This is a genomic window from Vibrio cidicii (genome assembly GCF_009665415.1).
Lineage (GTDB): Bacteria > Pseudomonadota > Gammaproteobacteria > Enterobacterales > Vibrionaceae > Vibrio > Vibrio cidicii.
Genome location: NZ_CP035921.1, coordinates 393,613 through 416,367, shown reverse-complemented (window position 1 = coordinate 416,367; position 22,755 = coordinate 393,613). Strand labels below are relative to the sequence as shown.

16 protein-coding genes are annotated in these 22,755 nt (G+C 50.2%); 9 read left to right on the top strand and 7 right to left on the bottom strand.

The window, feature by feature from the left end; all coding sequences use genetic code 11:
* Window positions 1–175: 175 nt before the first annotated feature.
* Complete coding sequence (locus tag EWA64_RS02910) at window positions 176–673, bottom strand: response regulator (RefSeq protein ID WP_061895605.1); 498 nt, start codon at window positions 671–673, stop codon at window positions 176–178.
* Entirely contained in the window at window positions 666–2,600 is a 1,935-nt protein-coding gene (locus EWA64_RS02905) for an ATP-binding protein (protein ID WP_061895606.1), read from the bottom strand. The genes EWA64_RS02910 and EWA64_RS02905 overlap by 8 nt, the downstream gene beginning before the upstream one ends.
* Window positions 2,601–2,788: 188 nt before the next feature.
* On the opposite strand from EWA64_RS02905, the gene EWA64_RS02900 reads away from it, so the two are divergent.
* Complete coding sequence (locus EWA64_RS02900; RefSeq protein ID WP_061895607.1) at window positions 2,789–4,051, top strand: DUF945 family protein; 1,263 nt, start codon at window positions 2,789–2,791, stop codon at window positions 4,049–4,051.
* A gap of 128 nt (window positions 4,052–4,179) precedes the next feature.
* Window positions 4,180–5,274, top strand: a complete 1,095-nt coding sequence (gene serC, locus EWA64_RS02895; protein ID WP_039435435.1) for a 3-phosphoserine/phosphohydroxythreonine transaminase — start codon at window positions 4,180–4,182, stop codon at window positions 5,272–5,274.
* 102 nt (window positions 5,275–5,376) lie between these two features.
* Here serC and EWA64_RS02890 read toward each other — a convergent pair whose 3' ends face one another.
* On the bottom strand, window positions 5,377–7,206 hold the full coding sequence (locus EWA64_RS02890) for an ABC transporter ATP-binding protein (protein WP_061895608.1): 1,830 nt from the start codon (window positions 7,204–7,206) through the stop codon (window positions 5,377–5,379).
* Between the two features lie 139 nt (window positions 7,207–7,345).
* On the opposite strand from EWA64_RS02890, the gene EWA64_RS02885 reads away from it, so the two are divergent.
* Genes EWA64_RS02885 through fhuB form a run of 4 tightly spaced genes read left to right on the top strand, consistent with a single transcriptional unit; the run spans window position 7,346 to window position 13,159 of the window.
* Window positions 7,346–9,430, top strand: a complete 2,085-nt coding sequence (locus EWA64_RS02885) for a TonB-dependent siderophore receptor (RefSeq protein WP_061895609.1) — start codon at window positions 7,346–7,348, stop codon at window positions 9,428–9,430.
* A 53-nt stretch (window positions 9,431–9,483) separates the two neighbouring features.
* Entirely contained in the window at window positions 9,484–10,269 is a 786-nt protein-coding gene (locus EWA64_RS02880) for an ABC transporter ATP-binding protein (protein ID WP_061895610.1), read from the top strand.
* Window positions 10,260–11,192 carry an iron-siderophore ABC transporter substrate-binding protein gene (locus tag EWA64_RS02875; protein WP_061895611.1) on the top strand — a complete coding sequence of 311 codons (933 nt, stop codon included), beginning with the start codon at window positions 10,260–10,262 and terminating at the stop codon, window positions 11,190–11,192. The genes EWA64_RS02880 and EWA64_RS02875 overlap by 10 nt, the downstream gene beginning before the upstream one ends.
* Window positions 11,189–13,159 carry a Fe(3+)-hydroxamate ABC transporter permease FhuB gene (gene fhuB / locus EWA64_RS02870; protein ID WP_369435813.1) on the top strand — a complete coding sequence of 657 codons (1,971 nt, stop codon included), beginning with the start codon at window positions 11,189–11,191 and terminating at the stop codon, window positions 13,157–13,159. The genes EWA64_RS02875 and fhuB overlap by 4 nt, the downstream gene beginning before the upstream one ends.
* A 59-nt stretch (window positions 13,160–13,218) precedes the next feature.
* Here the strand turns inward: fhuB and cydC are convergent, their stop codons facing one another.
* The 3 genes from cydC to trxB form a co-directional block, all read right to left on the bottom strand.
* Entirely contained in the window at window positions 13,219–14,940 is a 1,722-nt protein-coding gene (cydC, locus tag EWA64_RS02865; RefSeq protein ID WP_061895613.1) for a heme ABC transporter ATP-binding protein/permease CydC, read from the bottom strand.
* Window positions 14,933–16,720 (bottom strand): heme ABC transporter permease/ATP-binding protein CydD, encoded by a 1,788-nt coding sequence (gene cydD, locus EWA64_RS02860; protein ID WP_061895614.1) that lies wholly within the window; start codon window positions 16,718–16,720, stop codon window positions 14,933–14,935. Before cydD ends, cydC begins: the two co-directional genes overlap by 8 nt.
* 107 nt (window positions 16,721–16,827) lie before the next feature.
* On the bottom strand, window positions 16,828–17,787 hold the full coding sequence (trxB, locus tag EWA64_RS02855; RefSeq protein WP_061895615.1) for a thioredoxin-disulfide reductase: 960 nt from the start codon (window positions 17,785–17,787) through the stop codon (window positions 16,828–16,830).
* Between the two features lie 434 nt (window positions 17,788–18,221).
* Between trxB and EWA64_RS02850 the strand changes: the two genes are divergently transcribed.
* Window positions 18,222–18,881, top strand: a complete 660-nt coding sequence (locus tag EWA64_RS02850; RefSeq protein WP_039435417.1) for a 2OG-Fe dioxygenase family protein — start codon at window positions 18,222–18,224, stop codon at window positions 18,879–18,881.
* Entirely contained in the window at window positions 18,865–20,100 is a 1,236-nt protein-coding gene (locus EWA64_RS02845; protein ID WP_061895616.1) for a cysteine desulfurase-like protein, read from the top strand. The genes EWA64_RS02850 and EWA64_RS02845 overlap by 17 nt, the downstream gene beginning before the upstream one ends.
* Before the next feature lie 81 nt (window positions 20,101–20,181).
* Here EWA64_RS02845 and EWA64_RS02840 read toward each other — a convergent pair whose 3' ends face one another.
* Window positions 20,182–21,006: a DUF2797 domain-containing protein gene (locus EWA64_RS02840; RefSeq protein ID WP_061895617.1), complete on the bottom strand. Its 825-nt coding sequence runs from the start codon at window positions 21,004–21,006 to the stop codon at window positions 20,182–20,184.
* Window positions 21,007–21,344: 338 nt separating this feature from the next.
* Here EWA64_RS02840 and EWA64_RS02835 point away from each other — a divergent pair, with 338 nt between their 5' ends.
* A complete protein-coding gene (locus EWA64_RS02835) occupies window positions 21,345–22,664 on the top strand; it encodes a CIA30 family protein (protein ID WP_061895618.1) in 1,320 nt (439 codons plus the stop codon).
* The last annotated feature ends 91 nt before the right edge of the window (window positions 22,665–22,755 follow it).

The following is a 22,755-nucleotide window of genomic DNA, read 5'->3' as shown; positions in this document are numbered from 1 at the left end:
AACTCGAACGAGTTTCACCAATAATCGATTCGCGACATCTTAATCAACTTGCATGCAAGTGACCAATAAAAAAATGCCATAGTTTTGTCGTGTAGCCAATATTTAAGCAAAAACAGTACCATTTTTAACAGCTGCCTTACATTCAGGCCGGGACGAACGAGCGAAAGAAGAGAATTTATTCTCCGAAGCTGCTTCGTCTTTCCGCCATCGCGTTAAGAATCGCTTCGGCATCCAAGATAGAAACCCAATTAAGCAGATTATCGTCGTGTTTAATGACAAATTGAGTTAACTGTTTCTTGATGGCGGCTCGAAGCTCCTCACCATACCAAGGTTTTGAAATGTAAAAATCTAAGCTGGCATGATTCACCGCCTCGACGGTATCTTCCAATCCTGCTTGACCGGTGAGAAGCACTTTTCTGGCTTTGCGGGTGTGCTCATCGTCGCTCAATTCGATCAAAAAACTGATGCCGGTTTGTTCGGGCATGATGTGGTCACACAGAATCAAAGCCAGAGCGATATCGTCATCTTGGTACTCTTCAATCACAGCGCGCGCTTCGGAGACAGATTCAGCACCTTCGAGGACAAAATGATCTTCAAAAGGGGCAAGATCTTGCAGCACGCTATCCAACACTTCTCGTTCATCATCAACGCATAAGATCAGATATTTATTCATGGTGTGTTCCTTCTGCTTCGAGCGGTAACCAGATGGTCATGCAGGTGTATTGATCCACGACGGAGTCTACGTCTATCCATCCTCCGTGCGCGTGAATGATTTGTAAACAGATCGACAAACCAATGCCGAGTCCAAAATTGCCTTCCTTTTTCGTCGTATAGTTCAGTTCAAAAATGGCCTCTTTTTGCTGGGTGGGAATACCACAGCCATTATCTAAAAAGGCGACCGTGACATAATTTTTCCCGTCGCGTGTTTTCAACTCGGTGGTAATGGTTAACGCACCTTGATCTGGCATCGCGTCCAACGCGTTAGAGATCATATTGGTCCAAACCTGTTGCAAAGCGATCGGTTGGCAGTAGATCGGTTCCAACTGGCAATAATCTGTGATGACTTTATGTCGTTTTAAGCGGTTTTCAAAGATCACTAAGGTATCTTCAATCCCTTCGTGGATGTCGACTTTATGCACTCTTTCATCGTCGGTGCGGGCGTAGCCTTTGAGGCTTTTCACCATATCGGCAATGCGTGCTGCGCAGACATCAATAGAACGCAGCGCGTTACCAACTTGGAAATAGTTCTCTAACACCTCCACCTCTTTGACTCCGGTTTCTGAGCGTTTTACTCGGCCTATCAACTCGCTGTCTTGCTCTAGGCCAAGAGTGACAATTTTGCGCGCGAGATTACGGTTGTCTAAATTAAGCTGATTGGCTTTTTCTCTTAAGGTCGCGGTGGAGAGCGGTTTACTCAGCTTGGCGTTATCGAGTACTTTGATCCCTTTCGATTGCAGTGCCTCGCAATGGCGGCTTTGCAGCACCGATCCCAGGCTCTGAGTAAGGTTTTCGATGCCACGCAAAATCGCAGCGATGGGATTATTCAACTCGTGAGCCACCCCGGCCACAAGTTGACCCAACATCGCCATTTTCTCTTTTTCGATCAGTTGCTGATGGGCAGACTCCAATGACTCTAGCGTTTTTTGTAGTTGCAGCTTAGTGTTGATGCTGCGCTGTAAGCGGCGGTTGAAATGACGTAGTAACAGATTAGTAAATAGTGGCAGCAGGTTGGAATCGGATTGCATCACTTGCGAGAACACACTACGGTCCAGCTTGATCACTTCGGTTTTGCACAAGGTTAGTGCGGTTGAGAAGGATTTCTCTCCGGTCACGAAGGACATGCCGCCGACCAGATTTCCTTTGCCGTGACGGACTACTTCCCGCTGCATGCCCATATCGTCACGTTTATAGAGCGCTACCTCGCCTGAAGTAATAAACCAGAGGAACTTGTTAGCTTCGCCTTCAATGGTCAGCAGATGCTCCGCCGAATAAGTGCGGCAAGCGCGAGTCTCGTCCTTTTCGCGGAAGAAGGCTTGCAGCGCGCCAATAAAACGTTCAGTGAGTTCAACGTCAGAGAGGGTGTGGTAATCATGAATAAATCCGGCCTGATAGCTGCGCATCTGATTATCAATGTGCGCACGCAGCAAGCGATTTTGATCCAAAACGCTGCTATAACTGAGTAACTCTTCTTTATCAAATTTTAGAATAAATTGCGTCAGTTCCTTTTGAACGGTGTTCTGCAAGACGTTGTCAGGGAGCGGTTTGGTGAGGCAATGGTCTAGCCTACCTTCGTTAACGGCGGTCAAAATCGCCCCGATATCGCTTGAACCACTGATCAAGATTTTGCGTGCGCTTTCGGTGCGCGGATTCTTATCGAGACCAATCAAGAAATCGACGCCATTGAGTTCCGCGTGGTGGCTGGCGATGACCAGCGCCATTTCCTGCTGGCTTTGTTCCAAATATTCAATGGCATGGTGAGCTTCTTCGAGCGAATCGGTAGTGAATACGTCAAACTTATGAGAAAACGTCGCCAATTCCTGACGAAACTGCTCGGTACTGATCGGATTATTATCTAAACAGAGTATGGCGTAACGGTTCACCTTGACCTCGTTGATTGGCACAAATCACACCACGTTACGTTAACAGGAAGTGAACAAGCGGTTTGAGAGCTGAGTTTGAGTTTTATCAGACTTAAGCTGGTAAGTGGCAATAGCCTGATATATCTCAATGTTTTATCCCATACTCAGATAGGTTAGACTGTGGCAAATTTCTCACTCAAAGTGACTTTATGAACACGTTAAAAAAATGGGCTGCTATTGGTGGCGCCGTCTCTCTGGCGGTGTGCTGGCCGCTAGCGGTTGGTCAAATTGGACAATCGATCATTGAAGACGGCATTGCCAAGCTCGACAGTCAATCGCTGAAAGCGGAAATTATCAGCTATGAACGCGGTTATCTCTCATCCGTGGTCACTACTCGCTATACCATTATCGATCCGGTGATTGCGGAGCAGTTTGAAGCCGACGGTTTACCGGTAGAGTTTGAGATGCGCTCTGACCTTACCCATGGCTTGACCTCGCTGGATGCACAATCTGCGTTATTGGGTGTAGAAACGCTTCCGTTGACAATCTCTTCTACGACTCAGCTTAACGGCAATACCGATTTTACCATCGCGATGGACAGTTGGAACCTGCAAAGCGAGGTTGAGGGCGTTTCCATTTCCACCGCGCCGATGCGTGTCAATGGCAGAGCAACAGTACTTGGCGATCTCAATTTCGAGTTTGATGTGCCGTCGATTCAGGTGGATTTTGAATCAGGTGAAGAGTTGCATTTATCTCATCTCAAAGGAACAGGGCAAGGAAAGCAACAGAACGGCTACTGGTTGGGTAAACAGGACATCCAAATGGGTGAGCTGCAACTCAGTGATGTGGATGCACAACCGATATTTGGCTTGTATCAAAGTCGCTACCTTGGCAACACTCAGTTAGATGCCAAAGGTGAGCGATTAGAAAGTCAGCTCAGCTTCAAAACCAACAAATTGCTGATGTCTGACGGGAATGAAGCGCAAAATCTGAATCTTGATTTCTCATTGAAAAACCTTGATCGTCAAGCTTTTGATCAAGTGATGGCGATTTATCAAAATTCTCCAGTACTCACAGAAGAAGATCTTGGCAAAATCTTGCCGCACATCGATACCTTGTTTGACAAAGGCTTTGCGATTGCGATCGATAACCTCGCCATGACATTGGGAGAGGGCAAGTTTGAGAATCAGTGGCATCTGCAAATTCCTCAGGGTACCGATAAAGTAACGCAAGATCCGATGAAGATTATCACAGCGATGCAAGGGGATGTGCACACCTATTTCTCCAATGAACTTGTTACGCAATACCCATTCATCCAAGAGGGTGTCGACGAATTATTGGTGATGGAGCTTCTTGAACAAACTGAAGGTGGTTACCAATTAAAGGCCGATATTAAAGAGGGCAAACTGGTGTTTGAAAATGGTCAGGCGTTCCCGTTGTTCTCTTTGTTGATGCCCGCGATGATGCAGTAATTGTCAATTAATCTGCGTTAAAGAAAAAAAGAGGTCGTAAGACCTCTTTTGTTGTTTTTCGTCAAAGAAAAACATGCTATTACTTGAGCAGTTTTTCTTTATATCATCGAGCAGGAGCAAAGAGCGTCATGGAACAAAATACGGACATCGTATTTAATTTTAGTGCTGGTCCCGCAGCACTACCAAAACCAGTTATGCAGCAAGCGCAACAGGAACTACTTGATTGGCAAGGGCTAGGCACGTCGGTGATGGAAATCAGTCATCGCAGTAAAGAATTTGTCGCGGTGGCGGAACAGTCCGAGCGAGATCTTCGCGATTTGCTCAACATCCCAGATAACTACAAAGTGCTTTTCTGTCAGGGTGGCGCGCGAGCACAATTTGCCGCGGTACCACTCAATTTGCTGGGTGACGCGCAAACCGCCACTTATATCGACGCTGGCTACTGGGCACAGAGTGCCGTAGAAGAAGCGAAGAAATATTGTGAGCCGGATGTGTTCGATGCTAAAACCAGCATCGATGGCAAAGTCGCGGTATTGCCGGCTTCGCAGTGGAAAATTCATCCAGATGCTGCTTATGTGCATTTTTGCCCGAATGAAACCATCGATGGCATCGAAATCAATGATCTGCCTGTTACCGATAAGCCGATTGTGGCGGACATGTCTTCCACCATTTTGTCTCGTGAAATTGATGTTTCCCAATATGGGGTGATCTACGCTGGTGCGCAGAAAAATATCGGCCCATCTGGTATCGCGATTGCTATCGTCCGTGATGATCTACTCGGTCTGGCGAAACAGGTCTTGCCAAGCATTTTGGATTACAAAACGCTGGCAGAGCAGGATTCGATGTTCAATACACCGCCGACCTTTGCATGGTACTTGTCTGGTTTGGTGTTTAAGTGGCTTAAAGCGCAAGGTGGCGTGAAAGCGATTGAGCAGATCAACCGTGAAAAAGCGGCACTGCTGTATAACTACATCGATCAATCGGACTTCTACATCAACAACATTCATCCGCAAAACCGCTCGTTGATGAACGTGCCGTTCCAGATGGTGAAGCCAGAGCTAGACGCCTTGTTCCTCAAGCAAGCCGATGCCGTTGGCCTTAAATCGCTTAAAGGTCACCGTGTTGCGGGTGGTATGCGCGCTTCTATTTACAATGCTATGCCACTTGAAGGCGTGCAAGCGCTGGTGGATTTTATGCGCAAATTCGAACAAGAAAACGCTTAACCTGTTTTCTCTATTGCTTGATTTGAAAGAAAAAGCGCCGAAAGGCGCTTTTTTATGCTCGGTATTTAAAACACGACGCGTGGTTTAAAAACGGCATAGACGCTATTTCTCGCCGAGGAACCCACCCGTTTGGTGCGCCCAGAGCTGAGCATAAATGCCTTGTTTGGCGAGCAGCTCGTGATGGGAGCCTTGTTCGACTATCTCGCCTTTGTCCATCACAATTAGGCGGTCCATGGCGGCAATCGTCGACAGTCGATGGGCAATCGCAATCACGGTTTTGCCTTGCATCAGCACTTCTAAGTTTTCCTGAATAGCAGATTCCACCTCTGAGTCCAATGCCGAGGTCGCTTCATCCATGATCAGGATCGGGGCATTTTTCAGCAGCACACGCGCAATGGCGATGCGCTGACGTTGGCCACCAGACAATTTCACCCCGCGTTCACCCACTTCCACATCGTAACCTGCTCGGCCTTGCTCATCTCGCAAGCTTACAATGAAGTCATGAGCGTGCGCTTGTTTTGCCGCTTCAATCATCGCTTCTTCGCTGGAATCGGGTGCGCCGTACAAGACGTTTTCTCGGATGGTGCGATGCAGCAAGGAGGTGTCTTGTGTGATCATGCCGATTTGATGGCGCAATGACTCTTGGGTAACCAAGGCGATATCTTGATCGTCGATGGTGATGTTCCCTGCATTGACATCGTAAAAACGCAGCAGCAAATTGACCAAGCTCGATTTCCCTGCGCCAGAACGACCCACGATGCCGACCTTTTCTCCGGGCTTAAGTTGCAAGTTGAGCTGATTAAATACGCGAACTTCGTCGCTATAGCGAAAGTCGACGGCGTTAAACGCGATGGCACCGCGACTCACCTGCAGTGGCGTGGCGCGAGGAGTGTCTTTAATTTCCACTTCGTTTGAGATGGTATTCATGCCGTCGACCACCGTACCTATGTTTTCAAACAAGGCACTGAGTTCCCACATGATCCATTTCGACATTCCCTGAATACGCAGCGCGATGCTGATTGCTATCGCAATCACCCCGACCGTGACCGCCTCTTCAAGCCAGAGGTTAATCGATAGAGCGGCAATCGAAAACAGCAGCAAGTAGTTGATCGCATCGACGCTAAACAGCAGGCAAGTCACCATTCGCATTTGACGATACACGGTTTGCAAAAACTGCTGCATGCTGTTTTCTGCATACGCAAGCTCACGCTCGGAGTGGGAGAACAGTTTGACGGTGGTGATGTTGGTGTAGCTGTCGACAATACGTCCCGTCATTTGCGAACGGGCATCGGCTTGATCGGTCGCCACTTGTTTCATGCGCGGAATGTAATAGAACTGAATCGCAATGTAGACCAAAAGCCAAATCAGGATGGGTAGCATTAGAACCTGATCGGACTCGCCCATCATCCAGACCATGGAGACAAAATAGACGCTGATGTAAACCATTACGTCCACTAACTTCATCACGGTTTCTCGCACCGCCAGAGAGCTTTGCATCACTTTGGTCGCAACGCGGCCAGCGAAATCACGCTGAAAAAAGGCCACGCTCTGCTTGAGTAAGTAGCGGTGAACCAGCCAGCGAATGGACATCGGATAGTTCCCCAGTAGCGTCTGGTGCATGATCATCGAATGAAAAAAGGCGAGGCAAGGCATCACCACACAAACCAGTAACGCCATGGTCCACAGCGTTTCAGTTTGATCTGTCCAGAAGGTTTCTCTGGACTGACTGCCGAGAATATCGACCAACTGCCCCATGTAGCGGATCAAAGTGACTTCGGCGATGGCCACGCAAGCGCTAAGTAACGACATAATAACTAAAGGTTTTTCAAATCCTTTGGTGTAGTGGCGGCAAAAAGCGAACAAACTTTTGGGCGGTTGGGTGGGTTCCTGCATGGGGAACGGAGTAGTGAGTTTTTCAAACCAGCGAAACATGAATTACTTGACCTAAGACAAATTAAAATGAGAAAAAGTCGCATTTGCACTATTAATTATGAAAATTATCATTAGAATGCGAAAGCATAATAAAGCTAATGCTAATACTTCTCAATTGTTATTCTGTTAAGGTTTTCCCATGGAAAAAAATTGCTTAACCCCGCTTGCCCGAGTTATTGGTCGCGCCTTGTCTTATGCGACCATCCCTGCACTGTTTACCTGTAGTGCGGTTGCCCAAGATGTACAGCAGATGGAGACCATCGTGGTCACCGCTCAGGCGCTCAAGATAGAAACGCCAGCACAAGAGACGCCTAAAGCGGTTTCGATCATCGACGAAGACACGCTGAAAGCCCGCGCGCCGCAAAAGCTGGATGAAGCCTTGCGCTACACCGCGGGTGTCACCGCGCAGCCGTACGGCTCTGACAATGATACCGACTGGTTTAAAGTGCGTGGTTTTGATGCCGCGAGCTACCTCGATGGTAGCCGACTGTTTCGCGATGGTTACTACACTTGGTTGCTTGAACCATACGGCTTGCAACAAGTGGAAGTGGTGAAAGGGCCTTCGGCCATCTTGTTTGGTGACGCGCCTCCAGGCGGCGTGGTTAACGCGATACAGAAGAAGCCAACTTACTCGCCTCAAGGTGAAGTGCGTCTAGAAGTGGGGAACAACAGCCATCATTCGATTGCTTTTGATCTTTCCGATGTCGCCAATCAACAAGGCAACATGCGTTACCGTTTGGTCGGCTTGTTCAAAAACAGCGATGGTGAACTGAACGGCAGTGAGAATGAGCGTTTCTATTTGGCGCCGAGCTTGGAAATTGATCTTTCTGACAGCACTATGCTGACTCTAATGGCGACCTATCTGCATGACGACGGTGTGCCAACCAATGGTTTCTTTCCCGTTGCAGGAACGTTAAAAAACGCCGATCTGGGTAGCATTGATCCATCAACCAATCTTGGCGAGCCTGATTACGATCAATACCAACGCACGCAAATTTCCGTTGGTTATTTGCTTGAGCATGAGCTGAATGATCTCTGGACGTTGTCGCAGAACTTTAACTACGGCTACAACGAACTGTTTTTGCGTAGCACCTATGCATTCCCCAATGCCGATCCGAGTGCAACCGAGCTTGGTCGTGGTGTGGTGTTTCGCGATGGCGACAACCAAAGCTTCTCTCTCGACAACAAAGCGCTGGCCAATTGGTTTGGTGCACGTAGCGAGCAAACCTTACTCGCTGGTGTTGAATTGCAATACCACAAAAACAGAGGTGAAGAGCAAGAGAACTACAGCTTTAGTAGCATCAATCCATGGAACCCAGTCTACGGCAATTACACGCCACTGGACGCGACCAAGAATATTGACCGTCGCATCGAGAAATCACAGCTAAGCCTCTACTCCCAGTATCAGATGAAATGGGAGCAGCGTTGGATAGGCTTGCTTGGTGCTCGTCAGGATTGGGTTTCGACTGAGAACCAAAGCAAAAAAGGCAAGGAAGAGGATGCTCGTAACGACAGTCAATTGTCGCTTAATGCCGGAGTAATGTACCTGTCGGATTTGGGTTTGTCGCCTTATGCCAGCTACTCGCAATCGTTTGAAGTGCTCAGCACCATTGATAAAGCGACCTTACAGCTTTACAAACCTTTGGAAGGCGAGCAAGTCGAGTTGGGGGTAAAGTACACACCAAGCTTTGTTGATGGTTATCTCAATGTGGCGTGGTTTGATATTGAGCAGAAAAACGCGCTCGTGACCAATCCAGCCGCTTCGGGGAAAACCCAAACCGGGAAAATTACCTCTGAAGGGGTTGAAGTTGAGCTGGTGGCGCAGGTAAGTGGCAGCACTAAAGTCTCAGCAGCGTATACCTATACCGAAGCGAAGACAGACGAAACTGGCGGCAAAGGACACCAGCAAGTGGCGCTCATCCCTAAACATTCGGCATCGCTGTGGGTGGATTACAACGCGGCTTTTGTCGGTATTAATGGACTGAACATCGGTAGCGGCGTTCGCTATATCGGTGAAAGTAAAGATAACCCTGTTAGTAGTAACTTAACCGTGCCGAGTGCGACCTTGATAGACTTGGCGGCTAGCTACGATCTCTCGGCCAATTGGCAAGCGCAATTGAATATCAACAACTTGCTGGATAAAGAGTACATCTCAGGTTGTGACTACTACTGCTACTTTGGCCAGTCACGCTCTGTGGTTCTCAGCGCCAACTACCGCTGGTAATGTCTAGCTCACCCTCTGCATGGAGGGTGAGTTATTAACAAAGATGAGTTTGTATGTACGCTCTTTCAGATATCTCTATGGTTCGCGGTGGGCGAACCATTCTTGCTTTAGATTCCTTAAATATTCCCAGCCAAGCTTTGACCGTGGTGTTGGGGCATAACGGCTCAGGTAAGTCCACCTTAGTGAGCCTGCTGGCTGGCCAACAAAAACCGGACACAGGCTCGGTGCAATTGCACCAACAAGAAGTGAGCCGTTTTAGTGCGAAGGACTTTGCCAAACAGGTAGCGTTTTTGCCACAAAAGTTGCCCGTCTCGGCTGGCTTGACGGTGAAAGAGCTGGTCAAGTTAGGGCGATTTCCATGGCGTGGCGCGCTTGGCCGTTGGCAAGCGCAAGACGAAATGGTGGTTAACCAAGCGATGGAAAAAACCGGGGTGATACCGTTCGCTGATACGTTGGCAGACGATCTCTCGGGCGGCGAGCGTCAACGTGCTTGGGTGGCGATGTTGCTGGCTCAGCAATCGCCACTGCTGATCCTCGATGAACCGACCTCGGCGCTGGATATCCATCATCAATACCAACTGATGTCTCTGCTGGCTGAGTTAAATCACACTCAGGGTGTGGGCGTGATTGTCATCTTGCACGATCTCAACCTCGCCTTGCGCTATGCCACTCACATTGTGGCGCTGAAAAAAGGACAGATTGCCTTTGAAGGCCCCGCAAATTTGTTGCTCGACGAGCAGCGATTGTCCGATTTATATCAAACTCGTATTCGTTTGATCGACCATCCTGATGAGACGCAAACGGGCTCTGCGCGTAAGGTGGCGGTGGTATGCGCTTGAACCCCCGCTCTGCTTATTTTGTTTCGATAGCGCTGTTGGCATGGCTGCTTTTTTCAACCACGAGCCAAGCGGCAATACAAATTCGTGATGGGCAAGGAGACAAAAAGTTTGCCCGGGTGCCAGAGCGAGTGGTGGTACTGGATTGGGATCTGCTGGAACAAGTGTTGGCACTCGACGTGCTGCCACTGGCCGCGCCAAATATTGCCGGCTATCAGCAGTGGGTCGCGAACCCGCCAGCACCAGACTCGATGCAAGATCTCGGTACGCGCGCCGAGCCAAATCTGGAAACAATCGCGGCGCTTAAACCGGATGTGATCCTTGCCAGTGCGCAGCAGCGCGATCTCTTGCCCGTGTTGGCCTCCATCGCGCCTGTAGTCTATCTGCCCAATTTCGCCAAACAGGACAGTGCCGCTGAGGTCGTCATCGAACAGTTAAAAATCTTAGGAGCATTGTTCGGTAAAAGTGAGCGGGCGCAGCAGAGACTCGACGCGTTAGACGTGCGGTTTGCGCAGCTCTCCGCGCAACTGCGCAATGCGTTTGCTGAGCCCCCAGAAGTTGTGGTGATGCGCTTTTCCAACCTCAATACGCTACTGCTTTCAAGCGAAAACTCGATCAATCAATACGTGTTGCGGCGATTGGGGCTGATTAACCCGCTCGCGCTCCCCGCGCAGCCTTGGGGAGTGAGCCAAAAGCGTATCAATGTTTTACAACAGCTCACTTCGGCTTACGTGCTTTACATACGCCCATTTCCGCAAGAGAAAAACCTGCGGGATGCTGTTCTGTGGAATGCCTTACCAGCGGCTCAGCAGGGGCGAGTCAACGGGGTGCGCTCGGTGTGGAGTTATGGCGGCGTACTGTCGCTGCAATCGACCGCCGAGGCGATCACTGAGAGTCTTCTTGAGCTAGCGAAGGAACCCAAATGAGCAAAATACCCGCATGGTCGCTACTTTGCTTTTTGCTGCTGTTAAGCGCCCTAAGGAGTGTGCAAATCGATACGTCGCTTTCGCTCAGCAGCCAATGGCAACTCTTGTGGCAACCACAAAAGGCGCACGCCTTTGCCGATGTGTTTTTTGTTTACGCACAATTGCCCCGCTTGGTGATGAGCTTATTGGTGGGGGCCACACTTGGGTTGGTAGGCAGCTTAATGCAGCAACTCACGCAAAATCCTCTGACGTCACCGCTGACCATGGGCACTTCATCCGGCGCATGGCTGGCGCTGGTGGTGATCAACATTTGGTTTGTCGATTGGGTGGCGGATTACAGCGCTTTAGCCGCTATGGTCGGTGCTCTGGTCGCTTTCGCCTTGATTATCATCATTGCTGGAATGCGTAACTTAACCGGATTGCCGTTGGTCATCTCTGGCATGGTGATCAACATATTGCTTGGTTCGCTAGCGACCGCGTTGATTATTCTTAACGCCCAGTTTGCGCAAAATGTGTTTATGTGGGGCGCGGGTGATTTAGCGCAATATGGTTGGGATTGGGTGCAATGGCTGTGGCCGAGATTGCTACCCGCGCTGTTGCTACTGTTGTTGGCACCGCGGATACTGACTCTGATGCGACTTGGCCATGAAGGCGCAGCCGCGCGAGGTTTATCTGTGCTACCGAGTTTCTTCTTGCTGCTTGTTGTCGGGATCTGGCTGGTGTCAGCGTCGATCACTGCTGTCGGGATGATCAGTTTTATTGGTTTGCTTACGCCCAACATTGCCCGTTACCTCGGAGCACGCACCGCGAAGCAAGAGCTTTATTGCAGCCTACTGCTTGGAGCAATACTGCTTCTTTTGACCGACTCACTGTCGATGTTGCTGGCGGTGTGGAGCGAGCAAGTGATTCCAAGCGGGGTGACCGCCGCGGCGATCGGTGCGCCGGCTCTGTTGTGGTTTAGCCGCCGAAAATTGAGCGCGCAAGATCAAATGCCGCTCTCTTTTACCAGTCAACGCCGCCGGCTCACTCCCGCGACTAAGCTGCTCAGTGCCGTAATCTTGCTATTGGGGATTGCGGTTTACAGCTTGCTCTCATATCAACAAGGTTCGCTAAGTTGGGGATTACCTGGGGAGTATCAGTGGCAACTGCGCTGGCCAAGAATGGCGACGGCGCTGTGTGTCGGCGTCGCTCTGGCGATAGCAGGGACGTTACTGCAACGAGTGATTCATAACCCGCTCGCTAGTCCGGATATTTTAGGGGTTTCCGCCGGGGCAACTTTTGCGCTGGTGGTGTTATCGCTGTTTTTTGGCTCGACGCTGCTCATCGCCGATTGGCAAGTCGCGTTTGCTGGCAGCGCAGCTGTGCTGCTTATTTTGTTGCTACTCGGTAAACGCCACCAGTTCTCACCCCCAAGCATCATTTTGATTGGCATCGCTTTGACGGCACTTTTGCAAGCGCTGGTGCAATTTGCGCTGGCAAAGGGCAGTGGTGACAGCTACAAGATTTTATTGTGGCTTGCTGGGTCGACCTATCGCGTCAGTGCGGCGCAGGCAAGCGCATTAATCTTGGGTGTGGCGCTGTTGTCGTCACTGGCCTTAGCCCTTTCTCGCTGGCTCACCTTAATGTCGATTGGCCGAGATTTCGCAGCAGCGCGCGGCCTGAAACCGATGCACGCGCAGGTTATCTTACTCAGCTTAGTGGCGCTATTGTGTGCGCTCAGCACGGCAACCATGGGGCCGGTGGCGTTTGTCGGTTTGATTGCGCCGCATATGGCAATGATGCTGGGGGCGAGAGGGAGCAAGCAGCAAATGGTGCTGGGCGGTGTGATTGGCGCGGCGTTGATGATTTGGGCAGACTGGCTGGGGCAGATCGCGCTCTATCCCAACCAGATTGCCGCAGGCACGTTAGTCGCGATTTTGGGTGGCAGTTATTTCTTGTTGCTAATGAGCATTAATCGTCTGCGCTAATAGAGATAGAGAATTGCGTATAAAAATAACCCGGGCTCGCCCGGGTTATTTGTTGAGCTTTAAAGAGATTGTGCCAGTTGATAGTAGCGGCCTTGCTTGGCCAGCAACTCACTATGGCTGCCGTGTTCGACCACTTCACCCTGTTCAATCAAACAGATGCTGTCCATCTGGTCTAAGTTGACCAAACGGTGCGTAATGAAAACGACGGTCTTGCCAGCAAAGTGGCTGGCGAACAACTGCATGATCTGCTGTTCGGTTTGCTTATCCAAGCCTTCTGTTGGTTCGTCGAGCAGTAAGATCGGCGCATCGTGCAGCAAGGCGCGAGCGATGCCAATACGGCGCTTCTCGCCACCGGAAAGCTGGCGGCCACCATCACCGAGCCACGCATTTAAGCCGTCGTGGTCGAGGAGGTTACCAAGTCCCACTTCGTTTAGTACTTGGCTGATGGTTTCGTCACTGGCCTGCGGAGAGGCCATCAAAAGGTTATCACGCAAGCTGCCATTTAAAATGTCAACCCGCTGACTCACCACGCTCAAGGTTTGACGAAGCTGGCTTTCATTCCATTGCGTTAACGGTTGACCGGCGATTTCAATCGAACCGCTCTGCACATCCCAATAGCGATTGAGAAGCTGAAGGAGCGTCGACTTGCCCGAACCCGTTTGCCCAACAATCGCGATTCTTGAACCTGCTGGGATAGACAGATTGACGTTTTGCAGCGCCATTTTTTCACTGTCTGGATAGCGGAATGAGACATTGTTGTAGGCAATCGAGAACTCGCCGCTGTGCGCTACTGGTTCGGTAGGGAAGCGCACTTCCGGTTCCAACAAGATCACTTCGTTGAGTCTGCGCGCGGATGAAAGCGTCTGACCAAGGTGTTGAAACGCGCCCGCAATCGGCATTAACAGCTCCACGCTTGCCATGGTGGCAAACGCCACGAGAGCGATCATTGGATCGGGTGGATTGCCACCAACGCCATCGGCGGCTAACCAAAGCATCAGAACCAGCGTCCAGCCATTGGCCAGCATCAAAAGCGCTTGAGCTAAGCCTGAAAAATGGGCGTTGAAGTACTGATTGCGCATCAAGCGTTGCTGCGCCTCGCCAATGGCGGTGCGATAACGTGCCTCTGCGCCAAACAGCGTCAGTTCGCTGTAACCTTGTAACCAGTCGAGCGCGGCGATGCGCAATTGCGCACGATGTTGGGTAAGTTCTGCGCCGTTGCGTTTGCCCAGCTTGTAAAACAGCACTGGCCAGCAAAGCAGTAGCGCCAGCAAAATGGCCCCTAGCGTGAGGCCGAGTGTCATGTCAAACCAGCACAGCACTGCAGTGAGACCAGCAATGCCCAGCGTACCAACCACCATAGGGCTGATAAGGCGCAGATAGACGTGATCCATCGAATCGATATCGGCCACCAAGCGGTTGAGCAGATCAGCATCACGCAGGTTAGATACGCGGCCGGGGATAAGCGGTGCCAGCTTGGAGAAAAAGAAAATTCTCAAGTCAGTCAAAAGCTTAAAGGTAGCATTGTGGCTAACAACGCGCTCGCCCCAGCGCCCAGCGGTGCGACCCATGGCAAAGCCGCGTACAAACGCACCGGGCAACATGTAGTTGAAGGTTTCCCGTGCGATGGTCAGCCCAGCAATGCCTGCGGCGGAGAGAAACCAACCAGAGAGCGTTAACAGGCCGATGGAAGCGCACAGGGTCAAAAAGGCCAGCAACATCCCGAGTGAGAGACCGAACCAATGTTTTTTATACAGTTTTAGGTAGGGAACTAAATCACGCATCAAGATTCCCCTTGTTGGTTTGATGAAGTGCTTGATTGGCGTTAAGCATCTGTTGGAACAAGCCCGCTTGCTCTGCGAGCTCCTGATAACCACCGGATTGAACCAGTTGGCCGTTTTGCATCACCAAGATCTGCTCGACGTGCTGTAACGGCGTCAACTGGTGTGTCACCATCAAGGTGGTTTTTCCTTGAGTTTGGCTGGCAAGACCTTGCATCACTAGCCGTTCACTGCGTGCATCTAAGCTGGCTGTTGGTTCGTCTAAAAGCCAGAAAGTGCCGTTTTGCACCATCGCTCGAGCCAGTGCCAATCGTTGTGCTTGCCCGACAGAAAGACCACCGGAGCGGTCGGTGATGAGGTAATCCAACCCGTGCTGATCAACAAACTCGGCTGAGAACGATTGTTCCAGCGCGCAGCGCAGCTCGGTTTCGCTTACTCGCTCTTTGCCGAGCGTGATGTTGTCGCGAATCGAGCCGTGCAGCAGCAGCGGGTTTTGTCCAACCCAACTGATCTGTTTGCGCCAGCTTGCTAAATCAAGCTCGCTACGCTCAATACCGTTGATGGTCAGTGAACCTTGGTACGGTAAAAAGCCCAGAATTGCATTGATTAAACTGGTTTTGCCTGCGCCGCTTGGGCCCACCAATGCCGTGGTTTGATTGGCGTGGATGGCAAAGCTGATTGGGCCAACTAAGCGCTCGCCTTGTGGTGAGAAGACCTCAAGATCGCGCGCGACGATCTCAATCGCTTGGCGATGGTCAACGCTTTTGTCCCCAGAGCGCACACTGCTCGCTTCTGTTTCGAGAAAGTCAACGATGCTCTCAGCTGCGCCAACCGCCTGCTGCTTGGCGTGATAGAAGGTACCGAGATCACGCAGTGGCTGATAGAACTCCGGCGCGAGGATAAGGATAAACAACCCGGCGAACAGTGTGACGCCAGCGCCGTAATCACCAAAGTTGAGTTCGCCAATAAAGGCAAAACCAAAGTAGACCGCAGTTAACGCGATAGAGATGGAGGTGAAAAACTCCAACACCGCCGAAGAGAGAAAGGCGATACGTAGCACGTCCATGGTGCGGCTGCGAAACACTTCTGACGCACCTCGCATGATTTCCGTTTCTGCTTGGGTACGGTCAAAAAGGCGGATCGTGGTCATTGCTTGCAAACGATCATAAAAATGCCCCGAGAGACGTTGCAGCGCTTTGAAGTTTTTACGACTGGCATCAGCGGCTTTCATCCCCACCATAGCCATAAAGAGCGGCACCAATGGCGCGGTAATCAAAAAGATCAGCCCCGCGGCCCAGTTGACAGGAAAGACCACCGCCAAAATGACGAAGGGCACCAGCACTGCCAGTGACATTTGCGGTAAATAGCGGGCGAAGAAGTCCTGCATGTTTTCGACTTGCTCAAGCACTAAGGTTGCCCATGCGCCAGCAGGTTTCCCCTTGATGTAGGCGGGGCCAAGCTCGCGCAGTTTATCGAGGATCAGTTGGCGAATGTAAACGCGGATCTGTTCACCACAACGGTACCCCGCGATCTCGCGACCCCACGAACACAGGGCTCGCAGTGCGATGAGTGCCACTAGGCTGAGAAACTGCGGTAGCAGTTGCGACTTATCGACTTGCTCTATGATGAGCTGATGAAGAATGGTGGCGAGCAAAGCGGCTTGGGCCAACAAAAACACGCTCGACAATACGCCTAGGCCAACAGCAATCATCAACCAGCGCTTGGCCAGTTTACTCTGCTGCTTGAGCCACTTGTTCAAGCTGCGTTGTTTCTTTTTATCCATCGTGAAGGCTTAATGAGAATTGTTTTATTTCGAGGGGGCCAAGTATACAAAAGAAAGCCCGGCAGGAACACTGCCGGGCTCTAAGGTTATGACACAAATGTGAAAAGTTATTTATCGTTCAGCGAATCAAGGTAGCGCTCTGCATCCAGCGCCGCCATACATCCAGTGCCTGCTGAGGTGATGGCTTGACGATAGTTGTGATCCATCACATCGCCAGCGGCAAACACACCTTCGATGCTGGTTTGGGTTGCGTTACCTTCTAACCCTGATTTCACCACGATATAACCATCTTTCATCTCAAGCTGATCTTGGAAAATCTGCGTGTTTGGCTGGTGGCCGATAGCGATAAACGTGCCCATGACGTCAATTTCTTCGAACTCGCCAGAGTGAACGTTTTTGATGCGCACGCCCGTGACACCCATCTCATCGCCGAGCACTTCATCCAGAACGCGGTCAGTATGCAGTACGATGTTGCCATTTTGCACTTTGTCCACCAGACGATTGATGAGGATTTTCTCTGCGCGGAAGGAATCACGACGGTGGATAAGATGCACTTCAGCAGCGATGTTTGACAGATAAAGTGCTTCTTCAACCGCGGTATTGCCGCCTCCCACCACCGCAACTTTTTGATTGCGGTAGAAGAAACCATCACAGGTAGCACAAGCTGAAACGCCGCGACCTTTAAACGCTTCTTCTGAGTCTAAACCTAGGTATTTGGCTGATGCGCCCGTTGAGATGATCAGCGCATCACAAGTGTATTCGCCAGAGTCGCCTTTAAGACGAAATGGGCGAGAAGTTAGTTCAACTTGGTTAATGTGATCAAAGATGATTTCAGTTGCAAAGCGTTCTGCATGCTCTTTCATGCGATCCATCAGAGCAGGGCCAGTCAGGCCTTCTGCATCGCCCGGCCAGTTTTCCACTTCAGTGGTGGTCGTGAGCTGACCACCTTGTTGCATCCCAGTAATCAGCACTGGGTTTAAGTTGGCTCGAGCTGCGTAAACCGCGGCGGTGTACCCCGCAGGACCAGACCCAAGAATTAATAATTTACAGTGTTTTACGTCGCTCATTTCGACTCCCTATCGGGCAGATAAATTTGCCTGATTGTATGGAAAATATTGGCCTAATAAAAGATGCAAGCCACACACTGTAACGAATTTCTGGTTATAGGTTATAGCTAAGTTTGTGCCTTGGCGCGTGCGATCTATTTTTTCGATGAGCTAGCGTGATAAAAGACCACTTATTGCGAAGGATTGAGGTTAACATCATGAAAATACTAGTTTTATTTTCAATGTTAGTGAACTTCACTGCTTTTGGAATCGGCCAGGTACTCAGATTGGGTTATTGAACTGGTAATTGAAACTAATACGGAGTTATATGTTGAATATATAAATATATTGAAATTATTTGTGGTTAAACGTTGCTTTGGCGATATTTGTTCGTATCCTGGATGTGAATTTATTGTTAACAAACATAACAACAAATGTATCTATCAAAGGAGTGAATGATGCTACATTCGCACGAAAACACTTTACATTTAACCCAACTGAGCCGCCAAGCGATCGAACAACTCTCTCCTTCGTTCGCGACCTTGCCACATACGGAACATGCTGATGGGAAGTACCGCCTGCGTCGCTATTCCGTGGTGCAGATGAAGCAAGGAAAGTTGATCGATCTGCAGAAAAATAACTTTGTGCAGAGTTCGGATATCAACCGTTTTCAAGGCGATGTGACAAGGCAGTTCGAACCGATCGAATCACATACGTTGCACAGTGAAGGTTTCCGCGAAATGTGTCAGCTGTTTGCCCATAAAAATAATCTGCGTGATGGGCAAGAAATTGAGATCCATCAGATCCGTATTACCGCCATTTACGACCAAACCGAAGTGGCGCCGGAAGGGGTGCACCAGGATGGTTTTGATCACATCGCTATTGTCGGCATCGGCCGTAATAACATCGAAGGCGGTGATATTCTGCTGTATAGCGACTTCCACGCCGAGCCTTTCTTTAGAAAAGTGCTAGAAAATGGCGAAGTAGCCATGCTGGCAGACAGTAAGTTGTGGCACAACGCCAAACCGATCCGCGCTCTGGAAAATGCGCAGGAAGGGTATATGGACGTGTTTGTGTTGACGGCCAAAGGGGCTTTGCATGAACTTCAATCTTGAACAAGTGCGCGGACAGTTTTCCGCGTTGCATCAGTACCATAATGATAAACCAGTGACCTTCTTTGATGGTCCGGGCGGCTCTCAAGTGCCGCAATCGGTGCTGGATGCGATGATCGGCTATCTGGGTCATTACAACTCCAACTTAGGCGGGCACTATTTTTCTAGCCAGCTCACGGTGGATGTCATGGCGCAGGCGCGCCAATCCGCGCAAGCATTGCTCAATGCTCCCAGTGCCGACAACATTGTGTTTGGCGCGAACATGACTTCGCTGACTTTCCAATTGAGCCGTGCCATCAGCCGTGATTGGCAGGCGGGCGACGAAGTGATTGTCACCGCCTTGGATCACTACTCCAATGTCTCAAGCTGGCAGCAAGCTGCGCAGGATAAAGGCGCCATTGTGCATCAAGTGCGAGTCAACGAGTCCGACTGCACGCTCGACATGGCGCATCTTGAGCAATTGATCAACGAAAAAACACGTTTGGTGGCAGTTACTTATGCCTCAAACACCACGGGGTCGATTGTGGATGTCAAGCGGGTGGTGGAGTTAGCACACGCGGTGGGCGCGCAGGTTTACGTGGATGCGGTGCATTATCTGCCGCACCACTTGGTCGATGTGCAGGCACTTGGCTGTGATTTTCTTGCTTGCTCGGCGTACAAGTTCTTCGGCCCACACGTTGGCATCGCGTTTGTCGCAGAGCCTTGGCTGCAATCACTACAACCTTATAAAGTGGAACCCGCCACCAATATTGGCCCTGGCCGTTTTGAAACGGGCACCCAGAGTTTTGAAGGCTTGGCGGGTGTGACGGCGGCGGTGGAGTATCTGGCGCAGTTTGGCGAAGCGCATCTGCCGCTGCGCCAGCGTTTAGTGCAGAGCTACGCGCAATATAATCTGCATGAAGAGCGCCTCAGCCAGCACTTTTTACAGCGTTTAAGTGCGTTAGATGGTGCGACCTTATATGGCATCAACGACAGTGCCAGTGACAAACGTACTCCGACGTTTGCAGTACGTTTTGCGCAATATCCACCGGGTTTTATCGCCAAAACCTTGGGTGAGCACAACATTTGTGTGTGGAATGGCCACTTCTACGCCTTGGGTTTGGTTCGTCAGCTTGGTCTAGAGGAGAGCGGTGGCGTGATCCGCATTGGTTGTATGCACTACAACACCGTTGAAGAGATCGATCTGCTGTTTAACGTGTTGGAAAGTATTCTCGATCAGTAGTCACTCTAGTTACATGAGAACGCAGAGCCCGCCAAGTGCGGGCTCTTTCTATCATTGAGGCGATTGTCATTTAGGCAATGTCTAGCCTTCGAATTCCACTTCGTAAGATGTGAACTTGCGAATATTGATAACGCCAGTATCTAGAATCAGGTATTGCCCTTTAATTCCCTGCAAAATGCCGCTCACTTGTGGCTCTTTATCAAAGTTGTGCGATGTGATCTTGGTTGGATAGTGCTCAACCGGATACGCTAGTGAGGTTAAACTGTCTTGCACGACTTCAACACTCTCTTCGCCGAACTCGGCTTTTACCTGAGCGATTTTCTCTTCCAGCAGTGGCAACAGTACTTTGGCTTGTTCGGTGAGATCGAGTGGTTGGCCATCACCTTTAAGAAGGGCTCGCCAGTTGGTTTTATCGGCGATGTGTTTCGCCAGTTCCACTTCAAGCAAACCGGAAATATGACGAGTTTTTACCTTCAATATTGGCAAGCCTTGCGTCGCCCCTTGGTCAATCCAACGGGTCGGAATTTGCGTATGACGTGTGATGCCCACTTTGAGGCTAGAGGTGTTAGAAAGATAAACGAAGTGATCCACCATGCAGTGACTCTGGGCCCACTCAGGTTCGCGACAAGTGCCCGCCGCGTAGTGGCAGGTTTCGGGCTTCATAATGCACATATCGCAGCTGGCCAGTTTGCTCATACAGACATAGCAGTGGCCTTGTGCGTAGCTTTTCTTGGTTTTTTTTCCGCATGAACTACAAAAAATATTGCCGGTATGCGTGAGTCTAATAGGCTGGCCAATCAGGCGGTTGAGTTCAACTTCCTCTTCTCCGACTGGGAGGCGATACGACACAACGCCGTCGAGGGATGCACGCAGTTTATCCAGCGTGCCAGTGATTTGTATTGACATGACATTACTCATAGTTTTGCTTTTTTCGCAGTATATCAGGGCTGATAGCGGCTGTGGGCAGCTTTTGCCGTATTCGGTTTGCAAACGCCTTGTCTTTGACCGATAGGTAAGTGGGAGCCCACTGGAATGCTATGTGATTGCATGCTTATTTTGCGACGTGAACTATGTCGCAATTGTGCGCTTTTATGCAGACTTGGCCATTTCTGAACTAATATCACATTAGCGATTGAGATAAGATGTAACGAAATTAAGAATAACAATAAAAACCTAAAAAAAGGTTTGCATTTAAAACTTCTGTTGTTCCAACGCTTTTGTCTGGGACTGTGTGGAGAGCAATGATGAAATCGATCCCTAAACTGGTGTTTGCCTTGGCAATCTGTACCATCGCGCTGTTTTTGCTCTATCGGGCGTTAGGCGATACACGCGTGTTACTCGTCACGCCAGATCAGTTCGCTTTTTATTCCAATGATGATCGCCTCGATGGCGGAGTCAGCCAGTCGGAAATGCACACCCAAAACCAAGCCCTTGATCTGCAATGTCAACTTAAACTGGAAAACTACCCGTGGCCATATTGTGGTATTTCCATTCACACCGATACGGCGACAAAAACGCAGGGTCTTGATCTTTCCAACTATCATACAGTCAGACTGCGGCTTCGCTATGATGCACCAGAGAGTGGCGAGCCTCGACTGCGCTTTTATTTGCGCAACTTCAATCCGAGTTATTCGGTAGCAGAAAAAGAGTACAGCTATAAATACAACGGAGTGGAGTTTAGCGTCGCGCAAGGCGCCCAGACGATTGAAATTCCTCTGGCTAACTTGCAAGTGATGAGCTGGTGGCTGTCAGACAACAAAATTCCGATTGCTGAATCGGGACCAGAGTTCACCAACATTGTACGCATCGATTTAGCGACGGGTTCGGGAGCACCCTTGGGTAATCACCATCTGCAAGTCGAAAGCATCGAATTTGAAGGTGCATATCTTGCCAAAGAGACACTGCTGACCACACTACTCTTTTCTTGGGTGTTACTTGGATTGGTGTTTTCCCTCAATGAGCTGCGCAAAAGTAATCGAGCCTTTCTTGAGGTGCGTGCGCGTCAATTGCACTTGAAAAAGCTCAACGCCGATTTACGTGCGCAAAACTATGAGTTTGCCGAACTGGCACATCGCGATGCCTTGACCGGAGCGATGAACCGTCATGCAGTGCGTGATTGGCTTAATCAAACCGCTCGGCAAGTGCGCTGGGGGCAGGAATCGTTGTCGCTACTCTATCTCGATCTCGATAAATTCAAGCACATCAACGACCGCTATGGCCATCAAATGGGGGATGACATTCTCCGTGAGTTTGTCATGGTGGTCGCCAGTTTGCTCGAAGGGGATGAACGGTTAGTCCGCTGGGGCGGTGAAGAGTTTGTTGTGTTTTGCCCGGGTCTCCATTTACCTCAAGCGAGTGAAAAAGCAGAGCGCTTGCGCCGTCACGTTGCACAGCATATTTGGTTACATGGTGGACGGTTGACGTGCAGCATTGGGGTAGCGGAAATGGGCGCAGAGAGGGTAACCGAGGTGATGGCGCGTGCGGATGAAGCTTTATATCAGGCCAAGCACCGTGGGCGTAATCGGGTTGAAGTAAACTACGGCAATACCGCTGCTTCAGCATAAATGCTGAGTGGAAAGCCTATCAAAAAAAGGTGGCACTTGGCCACCTAACAGGGTCTGCAGATTGCCCCGGGGGAAAGGGGCAAGCCAAAGC